This window comes from Kitasatospora sp. NPDC005751 (assembly GCF_040630835.1).
In the GTDB taxonomy this organism is placed as follows: domain Bacteria; phylum Actinomycetota; class Actinomycetes; order Streptomycetales; family Streptomycetaceae; genus Kitasatospora.
In genome coordinates this window covers 198,398-214,858 of the sequence record NZ_JBEXYC010000003.1, presented here as the reverse complement: position 1 = coordinate 214,858, position 16,461 = coordinate 198,398, and the positions used below count along the sequence as shown (strand labels likewise).

Below are 16,461 nucleotides of genomic sequence, written 5' to 3'. Positions count from 1 at the left end.
ATCACCTGACAGGTCCGGTCCGCATTCTGCACGCTCGTGAGCGCTTTCGGTGGGAGATCCCACCCGGCGGGCGCCCGGTGCCCCGGTCCGCCACCGCGAACGGCCGCGCCGTCGCTCCCTTGTGTACGGGAACGACGGCGCGGCCGTTCAATGCCGGTTCAGAGCCGGCGGGGAGTGCCTACTCCCACTCGATGGTGCCCGGCGGCTTGCTGGTGCAGTCCAGCACCACGCGGTTCACATCGGCGACCTCGTTGGTGATCCGGGTGGAGATCTTCGCCAGCACGTCGTACGGCAGGCGCGACCAGTCCGCCGTCATGGCGTCCTCGGAGGAGACCGGGCGCAGCACGATCGGGTGGCCGTACGTCCGGCCGTCGCCCTGGACGCCGACGCTGCGGACGTCCGCGAGCAGCACCACCGGGCACTGCCAGATCTCACGGTCCAGGCCGGCCGCGGTCAGCTCCTCGCGGGCGATCGCGTCGGCCTCGCGGAGCAGGTCCAGGCGCTCCTTGGTGACCTCGCCGACGATCCGGATGCCCAGGCCGGGGCCTGGGAACGGCTGGCGCTGAACGATCTCCTCCGGCAGGCCGAGCTCCTGGCCGACCATCCGGACCTCGTCCTTGAAGAGCTTGCGCAGCGGCTCGACCAGCTGGAACTGCAGGTCCTCGGGCAGGCCGCCGACGTTGTGGTGGGACTTGATGTTGGCGGTGCCGGTACCGCCGCCGGACTCCACCACGTCCGGGTACAGGGTGCCCTGGACCAGGAAGTCCACGGACTCGCCGTGCTCGCCGGCCTCGGCCACGATCTCGGCCTGGGCCTGCTCGAAGACCCGGATGAACTCCCGGCCGATGATCTTGCGCTTCTCCTCCGGGTCGCTGACGCCCTTCAGCGCGTTCAGGAAGCGCTCCTGCGCGTCGACGACCTTCAGCTGCACACCGGTGGCCGCGACGAAGTCCTTCTCGACCTGCTCGGTCTCGCCCTTGCGCATCAGGCCGTGGTCGACGTAGACGCAGGTCAGCTTGGTGCCGATGGCCTTGTTGACCAGGGCGGCCGCGACCGCGGAGTCCACGCCGCCGGAGAGGCCGCAGATGGCGCGCTTGTCGCCGACCTGGGCGCGGATCAGCGCGACCTGCTCGTCGACCACGTTGCCGGTGGTCCAGGTCGGCGCGATGCCCGCGCCGCGGTAGAGGAAGTGCTCCAGGATCTGCTGGCCGTGGTCGGAGTGCAGCACCTCGGGGTGGTACTGCACGCCGTAGAGGCGGGCCTCGTCGTTCTCGAAGGCCGCGACCGGGACCACCCCGGTGGAGGCGGTGACGGTGAAGCCCTCGGGCGCGGCGGAGCAGGCGTCGCCGTGCGACATCCACACCGAGTGCTGCGCCGGGACGCCCTCGAACAGGGTCGAGCCGGTGCGGGAGACCGTCAGCGGGGTGCGGCCGTACTCACGCGCACCGCTGTTGTCGACGGTGCCGCCGAGCGTCTTGGCCATCAGCTGGAAGCCGTAGCACATGCCGAAGACCGGCACCCCGGCCTCGAAGATCGCGCGGTCGAGCTGCGGCGCGCCCTGCTCGTAGACCGACGAGGGACCGCCGGAGAGGATGATCGCCTTCGGGTTCTTGGCGAGCATCTCCGCGACCGGCATGCTGCTCGGCACGATCTCGCTGTAGACCCGGGCCTCACGCACCCGACGGGCGATGAGCTGGGCGTACTGGGCACCGAAGTCGACGACCAGGACGGTGTCGGTCTCAGGCGCGGACTGGTCGGGAATAGCAGAGGACACGGACGGCCTTCCGGCAGCGGTATCTAGAGGTGTCGCGGAGCACGCCCCCGGAGGGACGGCGGCGGCGACGGGCGGGGGTCTGGGCACGAGTCTACCGGGCTGGCCGGTTTCACTCGTCTGCACGTCCAGGAGACCGTGACCGGCCGGGCGGCCGCTTCGTTGCATCTGACGAACGCACGACCGCGCCGCGCCCGCCAGGTGCGCCGCCTCCGCCCCGGCAGGGGCGCCGCCGTGCGGACTAGCAGGACCACGCGTGGAGCTCATCCCAGTCCACCGGCGCGCGTGGCGCAGCCGCTGTCCCGGCCCCGCCGGGAGCGCTGCGCCGTGGGACCGCGCGCGGGTGCAGCGGCCGGCCAGCAGGGGACAGCGACCCCGGCCGTGACTGGACACCCAAGGAGGTGGGGCGGCCGGCCCCGGGGACGCCCGGGTACCGGCCGCCGCACCCCGGCGCGCCCCTGGCGCGCACCGTTCACCGTCCCCGCGCCACCGTGCGCTTCCCTGTGCGCTGCAGCACCACCACTACGCACGGTGATCATCGACAGTGCCCGCCTCGTGCCCTCCGGCGGACCGCCGAGCCGGTCCGAACGGCCGCCGCGCCCCGGCCGGGACGAAAATGGACTGTGCCGAATCATGCCGAATCGGTTGCAGAGCAAGCCCTTCGTCCAGCACGATGCTGCTTGGAAGAGGTTCTCCCGGCAGCCGAAGGCCCCCCGCGGAGTGCCGTCCCGATGCCTCCGAGACCCGCGATGGCAACGATTATCACCTCACGCTCCGTGAGCGAGCGTCCGGTGCAGGCATGCGCGCCGGCCCGCCCCGCCGCGTGCGTACCCGCCCTGCGCGACCGGCCCACCTCATGCCGGTGCCGCGCCGGCACCACCCAGAAGCCATTCGACGCGACGGCGCTCCTCCCCCGGCGCCGTCACCCCCAGCACCGGCGCAGCCCTGACGCCGAGTGCTGAGCGACAAAGGGCCCCGTTCCCCCGCGGGGCCCTTTGCCCTGTTCGGGGGCGGTGCGCCCGGTTCCGCACCGCGCGCACCGCTCCGGCCGCGCCGCCGCTGCCGACCACGCCACCGCTGCCCGCCCGCGAGCGCGTTCCGGCGACGGTCGGCCGAGCCGCACGGATGCGTGAGGGGCGCGCGGCTGCTGGCCACGCGCCCCTCGACCGCTACTGCTGCTTGCGCCAGACGCTCGGGTCGACCGGCTCGTCCTCGCCCGGCGACCGCGCGGGCGGCACCCCGCCGGACGGCGTCGCCGGCGGCTCCTCGTGCGAGCCGATCACCTCGCTCACCCCCGGCCGCAGATCGGCTTCCGGCGCGATCCCCGCCTCCTGCGGCGCGCGGGCCGGAGCGGGCGCCCCCTGGTACGGCGCGTCCTGCGGCGCCGCGCCGGGCACCGCCTGGGCCCGGCCGCCGCCCGTGGCCGCCAGCAGGGGCGGCACCGCCAGCGCGCCGACCGCCGCCCAGATCACATTGACCGCCAGCACGGTGGCGAAGGCCAGCCCCACCGCGTACTCGGCGCCGAACTCCCGCTGCCGCCCGGAGTACGTCGTGGTGGAACTCGTCGAGACCACCGCGCCGGCGATCGCCATCAGCAGGCTGAGCCCCGCCGCGTACACCACCGCCAGCCGGAGCCGGTCGGCCGCGTCCAGCCGCCGCCGGTACGCCGTCCACCCGAGGAAGGCCACCGCGGCCAGCGCGAGCAGGCCGGTCCACCGCCAGTCGGCGCTCTCCCCGTGCAGGTCGAAGAAGGAGAACTCGCCGTTGTCACGCGGGCCGGACTCCCCGTCCGGGTCCGCGGTGGAGGGGCTCCCGCCGCTGCCCACCTCCAGCGTCGCCGCCGACCCCAGGCCGAGCAGCAGCAGACCGACGTTCGGCAGCACGGCCAGCGAGGCGCCGGCCTCGCCGCCCTCGCCCTGGACCGCGATCAGCACGAAGCCGACCAGCGAGGCGAGGCCGATCGTCATCGTCAGCGCCCGGCCCGCCGCCAGCGCGGCCACCGCCCAGCCGCGTACCGCCCGGTTGCGCCAGGCCGCCCAGCGCAGCGCGTCCGTCCCGTGGACGGCGAACGCCACCAGCCCGGCCAGCAGCGCCGTCCAGCCGACCGCCTGGAGCCAGCCGGAGTCGGCCGAGTACGTCACCCCGCCCAACGAGCCGGCGTAGTCGTCCACGTCGAACCGGCCGTCGGAGGTCCCCGGGTGCCAGTCGGCGCCGGCGACCAGGCCGATCAGCAGGGTCACCGCCGCCGCGGCCACCGCGGTCCGCAGCGCCTCGGCGGCCGCCTGCCGGCTGGTCCACTGCTCACCGGTACCGGCCTGGCGACGGCGCGCGGCGGTCCGCAGACCGATCCAGAGCGCGAGCAGCCAGAGCGCGGTGACCGTCATCGGCACCGCCCGGACGAGCGCCTCGCCGCCACCGTCCCCGTACCGGCCCCCGCCGGTGAAGCCCAACTCGAACGGCGCGCCGAGGGCGGCCAGCGCGAGGGCCAGCGCACCACCGAAGCGCTCGCCGAAGGACGGCGCCCGGAACAGGTAGAAGAAGGTGTAGTCGTCCGGGACCGCCGCGATCAGCGCCGCCAGGAACAGCACCGCGGTCGGCGCGATCATCACCTTGAACGCCGGCCGCCAGTCCGCGCCGGTCAGCCCCCGCAGGACGGCCGGGCGCGCGGCGGCCGGGTCGTAGGGCCGGCCGGTGCCCCAACTGCCCACCGCCGGCGGCGCGAAGGCGGGCGGGGCCGGTGGTGCGGCGGGCGGCGGAGGCGTGAACCCGGCGGGCGGTGCCGCGGGCGGGGCGGGCGGCGGCGGGGGCGGCGGCATCAGCGGCCGCCCGCACGAGGCACAGCCGAGCGCCCCCTCCCCCGAAGCCGCGCCGCACGATGCGCAGATGGCCATGGACCCCGAACCCCCCGTGAACGGTTGCTCCCTGGTCCCCCCAGGGAGCCCGTTTATCCCATCGTGCCCGGACGGCTGTCAACCGGCACCGGCCACGGCTGCCAATCGGACCGGCGGAGCGTCAGGAGCTTTCCGGGTCGCGCTTCTTGGGCACCACCGGAACGGCGAGCAGCGGCAGTCGCAGCGCACCGAAGGCCTCGGCCGGCACGGCCGGACGCACCGGCGCCACCGCCGCGACCCGCCGGTAGGCCTCGCCCGGAGCCGGGCGGCCGTCCGCCTCGCCCTTGTTGGGCCACATCGACATGGCCCGCTCGGCCTGCGCGGTGATCGTCAGCGAGGGGTTCACCCCGAGGTTGGCGGAGACCGCGGAACCGTCCACCACGCTGATCCCGGGGTGGCCGTGGAGCCGGTGGTACGGGTCGACCACGCCGGTCTCGGCGGAGTCGCCGATCGGGCAGCCGCCGAGGAAGTGGGCGGTCATCGGGATGTCGAAGATCTCGCCGACGGTGCTGCCCGCGAACCCGTTGATCTCGGCGGCCAGCGCCTGGGCGCCCTGCTCGGCCGCCGGGATCCAGCTCGGGTTGGGCGCGCCGTGGCCCTGGGTGGAGGTCAGCTGGCCCTTGCCGAGGCCCTTGGTCTTCAGCGAGACGGTGATCGAGTTGTCCAGCGACTGCATCACCAGGCCGATGATGGTCTTCTCCGACCAGCGGTGCTGGTTCATCGACCGCGCGAAGGTCACCGGGTGGCGGGCCGCCGTGCCCAGGTAGCGCAGCCAGCGGGGGCCCTTCCCGCCGCCCTTGACCTGCATGACGGACAGCGCGCCCATCGCGTTGGAGCCCTTGCCGTAGCGCACCGGCTCGATGTGGGTGTTCGCGTCCGGGTGGATCGAGGAGGTGATCGCGACGCCCTTGGTGAAGTCCGCCCGGCTGCCGTAGCGCCGGTCGGTCGTCTGCGCGCCGACCAGCGCCTCGGAGTTCGTCCGGGTCAGCTCGCCGAGCCGGGCGGAGAGCCGCGGCAGGTGGCCGCCGTCGCGCATCCGGTGCAGCAGCGACTGGGTGCCGTAGGTGCCGGCCGCGACCACCACCCGGGCGGCGGTGATCGTCCGCGCGCCCGCCTTGACCCGGTCGGTCGTGGAGCGGGCGTCGGTCCGGCGGACGTCCACCGCGAAGCCCTCGCCGTGCTCGCGGATCCGGGCCACCGTGGTGAGCGGGTGGATCTCGGCGCCACCGCGCTCGGCCAGGTACAGGTAGTTCTCGGTGAGCATGTTCTTGGCCCCGTGCCGGCACCCGGTCATGCACTCGCCGCACTCCACGCAGGCCCGCCGGGCCGGGCCGGCCCCGCCGAAGTACGGATCGGCCACCTCCTCGCCGGGCGCCGCCCCGACCGCGCCGTCGGAGTCCTTCCCGTCGCCGAAGAAGACCCCGACCGGCGCCAGGTGGAAGGTGTCCCCGACGCCCATCTTCTCGGCGGCCGCCTTCAGATGGACGTCGGACGGGGTGACGGTCGGGTTGAGCCGGACCCCGAGCATCCGCTGCGCCTGGTCGTAGAACGGCGCCAACTCCTCCTGCCAGTCCGTGATGTGGCGCCACTGGCGGTCCTCGAAGAACGCCTTCGGCGGCACGTACAGGGTGTTCGCGTAGTTCAGCGAGCCGCCGCCGACCCCGGCGCCCGCCAGGATCATCACATTGGCCAGCAGGTGGATCCGCTGGATGCCGTACAGGCCGAGCCTGGGCGCCCACAGGTACTTGGCGAGGTCCCAGGAGTTCCGGGGCAGTTCGTCGCGCTCGAAGCGCCGCCCGGCCTCCAGGACGGCGACCCGGTAGCCCTTCTCGGTCAGCCGCAGCGCGGAGACCGAACCACCGAAGCCCGAGCCGATCACGACCACGTCGTAGTCGAAGTCCGCCTCGTCGCGGGACGCCACCATGTGCCACTGCTCCTTCGGGATACGAACGGACTTCGGGGCCGGGCGCCCGGGCCGGGCGGCTCCGCCGGTCGGTCCGGCCCTCGGGCCGGACCGGAGGGGACTACTTGAACCGCAGCGCCTTCAGGACCCGCAGCCCGCCGGTGAACACCGCGGCGAACTGCCGGTCGTCCAGGCCGAAGGCGGGCGCGAGCGGCATCACCCGCTGGCTGGCGATGGTCTGCGCCTCGGTGAACCGCAGGATGCCCTCGCCGCCGTGCCGCCGGCCGAGTCCGGACTCGCCCATCCCGCCCATCGGCGAGCCGACCGAGCCGTACGCCGCCGCGTAGCCCTCGTTGACGTTGACCGTGCCGGTACGCAGCCGCGCCGCGATCGCCCGGCCGCGCCGGCCGTCCTTCGTCCAGACGCTGGAGTTGAGCCCGTACGGCGTGGAGTTGGCGATGGCCACCGCCTCGTCCTCGGTGTCGAAGCGGTACACCGAGACCACCGGGCCGAAGGTCTCCTCGGAGCAGACCGCCATCTCCGGGGTGACCCCGTCCAGGATGGTCGGCTCGTGGAAGAACGGGCCGAGGTCCGGCCGCGCGCGGCCGCCGGCCACCACCGTGGCGCCGGCCTTGACCGCCTCCTCCACGTGCCGGGTGGTGGCGTCCAGCTGTCGCACCGAGACCAGCGACCCCATGTCCGCGCCGTAGGCGAGGCCGCCGCCCAGCCGCAGCGCACGGGTGCGCGCGGCGAACTTCGCCAGGAACGCGTCGGCCACCGAGCGGTGCACCAGCAGCCGCTCGATCGAGATGCAGAGCTGGCCGGCGGAGGAGAAGCAGGCCCGGACGGCGCCCTCGGCGGCCCGGTCGAGGTCGGCGTCGGCGAGCACCAGCATGGCGTTCTTGCCGCCGAGTTCGAGCGAGGCGCCGACCAGCCGGGCGGCGGCGCGCTGGGCGACCTCGCGGCCGGTGCGGGTGGAGCCGGTGAACGAGACGTAGTCGGCGTGCTCGACGACGGCCGGCCCGACCACCGGGCCGTCACCGATCACGATCTGCCAGAGGTCGGCCGGCAGCCCGGCCTCGATCAGCAGCTCGCGGGCCCAGAGCGCGGTCAGCGCGGTCTGCGTGTCCGGCTTGTTGACCACCGCGTTGCCCGCCACGAAGGCGGGCAGCGCGTCGCCGATGGACAGCTCCAGCGGGTAGTTCCAGGGCGAGATGTGCCCGATCACGCCCTTGGCGCGGCGGGCCTCGACCGCCCGGGTGAGCACCGGCAGCGCCCCGCCGTGCCGCTTGTCGCGCAGGTACCCGTGCGCGGCGCGCCCGTAGTGCCGGGCCGCCATGGCGACGGCCAGCACCTCCTCGAAGGCGTGCAGCCGGGCCTTGCCGGTCTCCGCCTGGATGAGGTCCAGGACCTCGTCCTGGCGCTTGAGCAGCAGGTCGTGGAAGCGCAGCAGGACGGCGGCGCGGCGGCGGACCGGCAGCGCGGCCCAGACCGGCTGGGCGCGCCGGGCCTGCTCGTAGGCGACCTCGACGTCGGCCGGGGTCGAGCGCGGCAGGGCGGCCAGCGGCTCACCGGTCAGCGGGGCGACGGTCTCCACCAGCTCCGGCTCGCCCGCCGCGGTGACCCCGGCGGCGAGGCGGGTGACCAGGGAGGGCGGAACGGCCGCGGCGACGGTACGGCCGCCGCCGGGGGCGGCGGGGTTGCGGGCCGCGGCGCCGGCGCCGGGCTGCTCGGAGACCGTGGCATCTGCTGTGAGGTCCGTCATGGGGCGCAGCCTAGGCGCTCGGCGGCCGGTTCGGTACCCGTCGGTAACAAGAATGTCGGCGCGCCGCGGCGCGGCCGGGAGCCGGCCGACCCGGTGGGGCGACGGCTCAGCGGGTGGGCGTGAAGTCCTTGAGCACCGCGTTGAACCGCTGCTCCCCCTCCGGCCAGTCCTTGTCCGTGTCCGGGCTGGAGAGGTAGATGGCGTAGCCCGTCCCGTCGCGGTCGATGAACTCCGCCTCTATCGCCCGCCGCCGGCCGCCCTCCTTGGCCGCGTAGCTGAACTCCCAGACCGCCGCGTCGTGGCCGTTCACCAGGACGCTGGTCAGCTTGTGCTGGCGGTACTCCTTCAGCTTCGAGACCGTGGTCTCCATCTGCCGCAGGTGCTCCAGCGGCTTGACCGACTGGCCGACGGTGACGGCGAACTGGAGGTAGTGGGTCTTGTTGTCCGGGCTGTAGAAGATCTGGTTCGCGGTGTCGGTGCTGCGCTGCCAGGCCGGGGTGGCCACCGGCAGCGGGAACCGGAAGCCCGCCGGGTCGTCCACCCAGCGGTAGCCGGTGGGCGGGGGATCGGTGTCGCCGGACGCGGTGGGCTGCGGCGTCCCGGAGCCGGTGGCGGTCGGGGAGGGACCGGGCTCCGGGGCTCCCCGGTCACGGGTCGCGAGGAAGGTCGCCCCGGCGGCCGCCACCGCGACGGTCAGGGCGATCGCGACGACCCGCAGCACGGCCCGGCGCCTGGCCGGGCCACGCGCGGGCGAAACGGAGTGCGCTCCCGGCGTGGGCGTGGCGGCGTGCGCTCCCGACATGGGCGTGGCGGCGTGCGCCCCGGACAGCATGGCCGGTCCGGCGGCCCCCAGCGGCCCCGTACCCGGCCGCTCGGCGTCCCCCGCGGCGTGTACCGGCGGCTGCGGCGTGGTCGGCCCCTCGGAGTCGACGGCCGGGACCGGCCCGGCCGGCGCGTCGGTGCGGTCGACCACCGGCACCGACTGGGTGGGCGTCTTGACCGGCGCGACGGGCTTGAAGCCCATGGTGTGCCCGGCCTTCACCTCGGCCAGCATCCGGGCCGCCTCGTCCGCGCTCGGCCGCTCGGCCGGGTCCTTGGCCATCAGCGCGGCCAGCACCGGCCCCAGCGCCCCGGCCCGCTTCGGCTCCGGCAGCGGCTCGCCGACCACCGCGGCCAGCGTGGTCAGCGGCGAGGTCCGGCGAAACGGCGAGTCGCCCTCCACGGCCGCGTACAGCGTCGCCCCGAGGCCCCACAGGTCGGAGGCCGGGCCCGGCCGCTCGCCCTGGGCGCGCTCCGGCGCCAGGTAGTCCGGCGAGCCGACCAGGTCGCCCGGGCGGGTCAGCTCGGTCGAGCCCTCGAAGGTCGCGATGCCGAAGTCCAGCAGCACCACCCGCCCGGTGCCGCGCTCCAGCAGCACGTTGGCCGGCTTCACGTCCCGGTGCAGCACGCCCAGCTGGTGCCCGCGGTGCAGCGCGGCCAGCACCTGGCTGCCGACCTCGGCGGCGGCGCGCGGCGAGAGGGTGCCGTCCTGGCTGATCACATCGGCCAGCGAGCGGCCGTCGACCAGCTCCATCACGATCCACGGCTTGCCGTCCTGCTCCAGCACGTCGTGGACGGTGATCACGCCGGGGTGCTTGATCCGGGCGGCGGCGCTGGCCTCGCGCTTCATCCGGGCGTTCAGGATCTGCAGTTCCTCTTCGGGGAGGTGGCTGACGGTCAGCTCCTTGACCGCGACCTCGCGGTCCAGCATCCGGTCCCAGGCCCGCCAGACCGTGCCCATGCCGCCCCGGCCGAGCCGGTCACCCAGCTCGTAGCGCCCGGCCAGCAGCCGCTCACCCTCGGCCGTCCCCGGCCGGTCCTGCACGCCCATCGGCGACCGCTCCCCCTCCTCCACCTGCCGTCACCGCGACGGAGGGCCCGGTACAGACCACATTTCGAACAGCTCTCACGGCACACCCTAGGCGCACCGCCCGGCCCCCGGTAACCTCCCCCGGCCGCAGGAGGGACGGGGGCGGCCCGGCGGGCACCGTCAGCCTGCGAACATCACCACGGCGGCCACCCCGAGCACCAGCAGCAGGAACACCCCGCCGACCAGGACCGGGCCCAGCAGGGCGGGTGGCAGCAACGGCTTCCGGGCGGGCGGCGGACCGGCGTCGGGCGCTGCCTCCGGGCGCGGGGCGCCGCGGCCGCGCCGACGCGGGTTCAGCGGTACCAGCGGCCCCTCCGGCCGGAGTTCGAGCGCCCGGGCCGCGCGCTCCTCGTCGACCGGCTCCGGGGCGCCCGCCAACAGGTCCGCCAGCTCCCGCCGGATCCCCTCCGCCCCCGGCCGCAGCGCCGGATCGGGCTGCAGCAGCCGCTCGACCAGTGGCGCCAGCGGCCCGCAGACCGTCGACGGCTCCCGCCGGCCGTCGCGCACCGCGGTCACCAACTCGGGCACCCCCTGGTCGGGGTACGGCGAGCGGCCCGTCACCAGCCGGTGCAGCAGCACGCCGAGCGCCCAGCAGTCCCCGGCCGGGCCGCCGTCCAGCGGCCAGCGCTCCGCCACCGCACCGACCAGGGTGGCCCGGACCTCGTACCGGCGGCGGCCGCCGGGCCCGCCCAGCTCCTCCGCCAGCGCCTCCTCGGCCACCCCCGGGAGCAGCCCGCCCAGCAGGGCCGCACCGTCCTCGCAGACCAGGACGGACTCGGCGGTCAGGTTGCCGTGCGTGAGCCCGGCCTCGTGCAGCGCCCGCAGCGCGCCGGCCAGGTCCGCCGCCAACTCGGCCGCCCGGTACGGCGCGACCGGTCCGGCGGCGGCCAGGTCGGCCAGCAGCACCCCGGCCGGCCACTCCTCGACCGTCCGGAGCAGCTCACCGTCGACGAACGCGCCGACGCCCTGCAGCAGCCTCGGGTGCACGGGCGCGGCCGAACCGACCTCGGCCACCCGGCGGACCAGCCGCTCGCTCTGCTCGGGCATCGGGCCGTCCGGATCGTCCGGGTCGTGACCGCTCGTCAGCAGCGCGGGAAGCTCCAGCGCGCGCAGCAGGACGGTGGCTCCCGTCCGCTCGTCCACCGCGAGTGCCCGCAGCGCCTCCGGACGGTCCGTCAGTCGGTAACGCCCCGCCAGTACCTGACCCGGACCCGCTCGCATGGGTGTTCCTCTCGCTCACCGCCCAGCCTAGGCCCTGACCGGCCGAACCTCGCCGGGTGCGCGGCGACCGGCCCAACGGGGCCGCGTCGACGACCGCATTACGCTCGTTCCATGGACTGGACCGATCTGATCGACGCGGCCTTCGACGTGGCCGGCAACAGCAACCGTGACAACCGGGCCGAGGCCCTGCGCACCGTCGAGGCGAACGTCGTGCCCGACGAGAAGCCGGTCGCCTCCACGGCCGGGCGCCACCCCGACCACTTCCGCAAGGGCGTACTGGTCCTCACCACCCAGCGGCTGCTCTTCCTGAAGGACGGCAAGCCGCCGGTCCCGGTTCCGCTCTCCGCGGTGACGGACGCGACCGTCAACCGGAGCAGGCTCAACGGCGAGGTGCTGCTGGTGGTCGCGCTCACCGGCTCGCACCGCTTCGAGGACGTGGTCAAGGCCGAGGTGTTCGCCGAGCAGATCCGGGCCACCGCCCGGCTGGTCCGCGAGGCCGCGGCGAAGGCCCCGGCCGCACCCGCCGGCGCCCCGGCCGTCGCGCCGGCCGCCTCCGGCACCGAGCTGCTGGACCAGTTGGAGCGGCTGACCGCCCTGCACACCGCGGGGGCGCTCACCGACGAGGAGTTCAGCCGCGCCAAGCAGCGCCTGATCGGCTGACCACCGCCGGCCGGGCCCGGCCTCGGGCCCGGCCGGCGGAGCCGCCGGCGGAGCCGCCTACGGTGCGGGCTGGAAGGTGTCGAAGGCGACCTGACGGGCCTGCACGCTCGCCGGCGTGCCCCAGTCCGCGTCCGGGGTGATCCAGTAGATCGAGTACCCGTACTTGGCCGGAGTGCCGGTCACGAAGCCCCGGTTGAGCGAGTGCATCCTGGGCGTGCCGTTGGTCCACTCCCAGTCGGCGGAGTTGGCCCAGTCCCGGTAGGTGATGGCCTGCAGCTGCACCCGCTGGTAGTTGCTGACCTGGGCGCGCAGCCCCGGCTCGGACTCCTGCCAGTCGGCGACCGCGCTCGGGCCCGGGGTGGTGGTCCACTCGATCTTCAGGGTGCTGCCGTTGCCCTTGAAGACCCGGCGGATGGACTCCGAGCCGGCGGGCTGCAGCCAGTCCGGCAGGACGATCGAGAAGCCGGTCGGGTCCTTGTACTCGTGGTACCCGGCGGGTACCGCCGCGCCGGGAGCCGCCGGGGCGGGCGGCACGGCGGCGGGCTGGGTCGCGGGCACGGCGGCCGGAGTGGTCTCGGCCGGAGCCGCCCCGCTCCCGGCCGGGGTCGTCGCGGCCGGTGCCCCCGGCGCCGGGGTACCGGGCGCGGCGCTGCCGGGCCCCGCGGTGGCGGCCGCCGGAGTGTCGGGTGCCGAGGAACCGGTCACGGCGGCCGGGGAGGTGGCGCCCGCGCCGTTGGCCGCGCCGCCGTCGGCGTCACCGAAGGCCCGGACCATCGCCACCGCCCCGGCGATCAGCAGCAGCACCACCACGACGGTCACCACGGCGAGCCGCCGCCGGCCCTTGCGCGGATCGGCGCCGGCGGCCTGGGTCGCCCCGAGGGTCCACTCACTGGTCACCGGCCGGATCGGCTCCGCCGCGGGCGCGGCGGCGGCCCCGGCGGCGGGCTTCGCGGTGTCCTCGGCGGGCTCGGCGTCCTTGGCCCGGCTGCCCACCCGGACGGTGCCGAGCAGCCCGCCGATCGTGCGCCGGGAGGCCTCCCCGCCCGTCGGCTTCGCCGTGGCGCCGCCCTCGGAGTCGCCTCCCCCGGCTTCGCCGGCCGCGGGCTCCCCGGCGGCCGGCTTCACCGGCATCGCGTGCTCGGTGGTCGACTCCGCCCGGGTGGTCGCGTCGGCCACCACCCGCTTGAGCAGCGAGCGGGTCTGCGAGGCGTCCAGCCGCTCGGCCGGGTCCTTCGCCAGCAGCCCCTCGATGACCGGCCGCAGCGGCCCGGCGTTGAACGGCGTGCCGAGCTCCTCCGTCATCACCGCCGTCAGGGTGGCGAGCGCCGAACCCCGGTCGTACGGCGGCCGGCCCTCGACCATCGCGTACAGCGTGCCGCCCAGCGACCAGAGGTCGGCCGGCGGCCCGGGCTTCTGCCCGCGGGCCCGCTCCGGGGATATGTACGAGGGCGCGCCGACCAGCATGCCGGTCGAGGTCACCGAGGCGTCGCCCTCCACGCTGGCGATGCCGAAGTCGGTGAGCACCACCCGGCCGTCCTCGCCGATCAGCACGTTGGACGGCTTCACGTCACGGTGCAGGATGCCGTGCGCGTGCGCGGCGACGAGCACCCCCAGCACGTCCAGCGCGATCTCGGCGGCCCGGCCGGGCGACAGCGGCCCGTCCTCCTTGATCACGTCCGCCAGCGAGCGGGACTCCACCAGCTCCATGACGATCCACGGCCGGTCGTCCTCCTCGACGACGTCGAAGACGGTGACGGCCGAGCTGTGCCGGATCCGGGCGGTGGCCTTGGCCTCGCGCAGCGTCCGGACGATCAGCCGGTGCTTCTCGTCCTCGTCGACGCTGCCGTTCATCCGCAGTTCCTTGACCGCGACGATCCGGCCCAGCATCTCGTCCTCGGCACGCCACACGGTGCCCATGCCGCCGCGCCCGAGCACCGCGTCCAGCCGGTAGCGTCCGGCCAGGAGGCGGCCGGTGGAGCCCTGCGCCTGGGTCATTCGGAACGTTCCCCCATGTGCTGCTGGCGGTCGAGGTGACGGCGCGTCGGCCCGGCGCGGGCCCGAACGCCAAGCCTCCATCATCCCCTGTCCCGAGGGCCCGCGACCACCCGGCCCCCGGCCAGCCTGGTGACGGACCGGAACGGCCCCGGCGCTCCGTGCCCGATCTGTGATCGAAAACTCTGTCCGGCCGCCCCCGGGCGCTGCTAGCGTTCGGCAGCTCACCGTCTTTCCCGGGGGGATTCGACGCCCATGACCGCACCCGCACCGGGCACTGACGGCCGGTCGGACCGGCCGCGTACGGCCACGCACTACTCCGTCGCACCGGAACCGGAGACCCCCGAGGGCTATGTCGCCCCGGGCATGCCCGGGGCCCCGGTGGCCGGTTACCACCCCACCCCCGCGCCCGGGCCCGCCCCGCAGGGCCGGCGGCGCCGGGGCCGCGGGGGCCGCTGGGGCGGCCGCACCGCCGTCGCGATCGCCCTCGCCGTCGCCGCGATGCTGGCCGGCGCGCTGGCCTACGGTCTCGCCCCGGCGCGGGCGGCGAGCACCGTCGGCTGGCTGGCCATCGCCCCGGCCGCCGCCGTCGCCCTGCCGCTCGGCCGGCTCGGCGGCCGCGGCCACGCCCTGCCCCCGCTGGGCGCGCTGCTCGCCGCCGGCGCGCTCTTCCTCGGCCAACTGATCGGCGAGGCCCGCCGGCTGCCCGGGCCGACCGGTGCATACGACGCGCTGCTCCAGGACGCCCTCGCCCACTGGCGCGCCGACCGCCACCCGCTGGACGCCGTCTTCTACGGCATCGCGGTGATCGGCGGCTTCCTGCTCACCCGCCGCGCGGCCGCCCGGGACTGAACGCGGGAGGCCCCCGCCGGAACGCGTCCGGCGGGGGCCTCCCGCACAGCGGGGCGGCTCAGCGGTGGTTGAGCGCCGGGTTGACCGTCACCTCGACCCGCTGGAACTCCTTGAGCTCCGTGTAGCCGGTGGTGGCCATCGCGCGGCGCAGCGCGCCGAACAGGTTCATGGTGCCGTCGGGGGTGTGCGACGGACCGGTGAGGATCTCCTCGGTGGTGCCGACCGTGCCGAGGTTGACCCGCTTGCCGCGCGGCAGCTCCTCGTGGACGGCCTCCATGCCCCAGTGGAAGCCCTTGCCCGGGGCGTCCGTGGCGCGGGCCAGCGCCGCGCCGATCATCACCGCGTCGGCGCCGCAGGCGACGGCCTTGGGAATGTCGCCGCTGTAGCCGACCCCACCGTCCGCGATCACGTGCACGTAGCGGCCGCCGGACTCGTCCATGTAGTCGCGGCGGGCGGCCGCGACGTCGGCGACGGCGGTGGCCATCGGCACCTGGATGCCGAGGACGCCACGGGTGGTGTGGGCGGCGCCGCCGCCGAAGCCGACCAGCACGCCGGCCGCACCGGTGCGCATCAGGTGCAGCGCGGCCGTGTAGGTGGCGCAGCCGCCGACGATGACCGGGACGTCCAGCTCGTAGATGAACTGCTTGAGGTTCAGCGGCTCGGCGCCGCTGGAGACGTGCTCCGCGGAGACGGTGGTGCCGCGGATGACGAAGACGTCGACACCGGCGTCCACGACGGCCTTCGAGAACTCGGCGGTGCGCTGCGGGGAGAGCGCGGCGGCGGTGACCACGCCGGAGTCGCGGACCTCCTGGATCCGCTGCTTGATCAGGTCGGCCTGGATCGGCGCGGCGTAGATCTCCTGCAGGCGGCGGGTGGCGGCGGCCTCGTCGGTGAACGTGGCGATCTCGTCCAGCAGCGGCTGCGGGTCCTCGTAGCGGGTCCAGAGGCCTTCCAGGTTGAGCACGCCCAGACCGCCGAGGCGGCCGATCGCGATGGCCTGCTGCGGGGAGACCACGCTGTCCATCGGGGCGGCCAGGAACGGCAGGTCGAAGCGGTAGGCATCGATCTGCCAGGCGATCGAGACCTCCTTCGGGTCCCGGGTGCGGCGGCTGGGGACGACGGCGATGTCGTCGAATGCGTACGCCCGGCGGCCGCGCTTGCCTCGCCCGATCTCGATCTCAGTCACTTCGTTCGAGCCCTTCTGGTTTGTTGCTCATACCCGCCGGGTCACCCCGGCCGCCCCCAGTATCCCGCACACTGTGCTAGTCGCGCGCTCGCCTCCGGGGCGCTTCGACCCGGCGCGGGTCGGGTCGGCTGGGCTCGGGCAAGCAGCACTGGTCCACGCCCCTTCGGCTCGGGAGGGGTCGGGTCCGCGAGGGCTCGGGCAGGCAGCACCAGTCCGGCCCCTTCGGCTCGGGAGGGGTCGGGTCCGCGAGGGCTCGGGCAGGCAGCACCAGTCCGGCCCCTTCGGCTCGGGAGGGGTCGGGTCCGCGAGGG

10 protein-coding genes are annotated in these 16,461 nt (G+C 75.1%); 2 read left to right on the top strand and 8 right to left on the bottom strand.

The features are described from left to right. Positions 1-178: 178 nt before the first annotated feature. From guaA to ABZ497_RS05355, 6 genes are all read right to left on the bottom strand, one after another. Positions 179-1,774, bottom strand: a complete 1,596-nt coding sequence (gene guaA, locus ABZ497_RS05380) for a glutamine-hydrolyzing GMP synthase (protein ID WP_329488065.1) — start codon at positions 1,772-1,774, stop codon at positions 179-181. A 1,166-nt stretch (positions 1,775-2,940) separates the two neighbouring features. Then, entirely contained in the window at positions 2,941-4,479 is a 1,539-nt protein-coding gene (locus ABZ497_RS05375; protein WP_359803524.1) for a hypothetical protein, read from the bottom strand. Between the two features lie 304 nt (positions 4,480-4,783). Further along, positions 4,784-6,586 carry a GMC family oxidoreductase gene (locus tag ABZ497_RS05370; RefSeq protein WP_359803522.1) on the bottom strand — a complete coding sequence of 601 codons (1,803 nt, stop codon included), beginning with the start codon at positions 6,584-6,586 and terminating at the stop codon, positions 4,784-4,786. 100 nt (positions 6,587-6,686) lie between these two features. Then, positions 6,687-8,330: a succinic semialdehyde dehydrogenase gene (locus ABZ497_RS05365; protein WP_359803520.1), complete on the bottom strand. Its 1,644-nt coding sequence runs from the start codon at positions 8,328-8,330 to the stop codon at positions 6,687-6,689. Between the two features lie 106 nt (positions 8,331-8,436). After that, positions 8,437-10,200, bottom strand: a complete 1,764-nt coding sequence (locus tag ABZ497_RS05360; RefSeq protein WP_359803518.1) for a protein kinase — start codon at positions 10,198-10,200, stop codon at positions 8,437-8,439. Between the two features lie 159 nt (positions 10,201-10,359). Next, positions 10,360-11,460: a protein kinase gene (locus ABZ497_RS05355; protein WP_359803516.1), complete on the bottom strand. Its 1,101-nt coding sequence runs from the start codon at positions 11,458-11,460 to the stop codon at positions 10,360-10,362. A 111-nt stretch (positions 11,461-11,571) separates the two neighbouring features. On the opposite strand from ABZ497_RS05355, the gene ABZ497_RS05350 reads away from it, so the two are divergent. Then, a complete protein-coding gene (locus ABZ497_RS05350) occupies positions 11,572-12,120 on the top strand; it encodes an SHOCT domain-containing protein (RefSeq protein WP_352291282.1) in 549 nt (182 codons plus the stop codon). Positions 12,121-12,177: 57 nt separating this feature from the next. Here the strand turns inward: ABZ497_RS05350 and ABZ497_RS05345 are convergent, their stop codons facing one another. Further along, positions 12,178-14,115, bottom strand: coding sequence for a serine/threonine-protein kinase (locus tag ABZ497_RS05345; protein WP_359803514.1), 1,938 nt, complete (start codon positions 14,113-14,115; stop codon positions 12,178-12,180). Between the two features lie 252 nt (positions 14,116-14,367). On the opposite strand from ABZ497_RS05345, the gene ABZ497_RS05340 reads away from it, so the two are divergent. After that, positions 14,368-14,964 carry a hypothetical protein gene (locus tag ABZ497_RS05340; RefSeq protein ID WP_359803512.1) on the top strand — a complete coding sequence of 199 codons (597 nt, stop codon included), beginning with the start codon at positions 14,368-14,370 and terminating at the stop codon, positions 14,962-14,964. 58 nt (positions 14,965-15,022) lie between these two features. On the opposite strand, the gene ABZ497_RS05335 is transcribed toward ABZ497_RS05340, so the two are convergent. Further along, positions 15,023-16,150 (bottom strand): GuaB3 family IMP dehydrogenase-related protein, encoded by a 1,128-nt coding sequence (locus ABZ497_RS05335; RefSeq protein ID WP_329488079.1) that lies wholly within the window; start codon positions 16,148-16,150, stop codon positions 15,023-15,025. Positions 16,151-16,461: the final 311 nt, after the last annotated feature.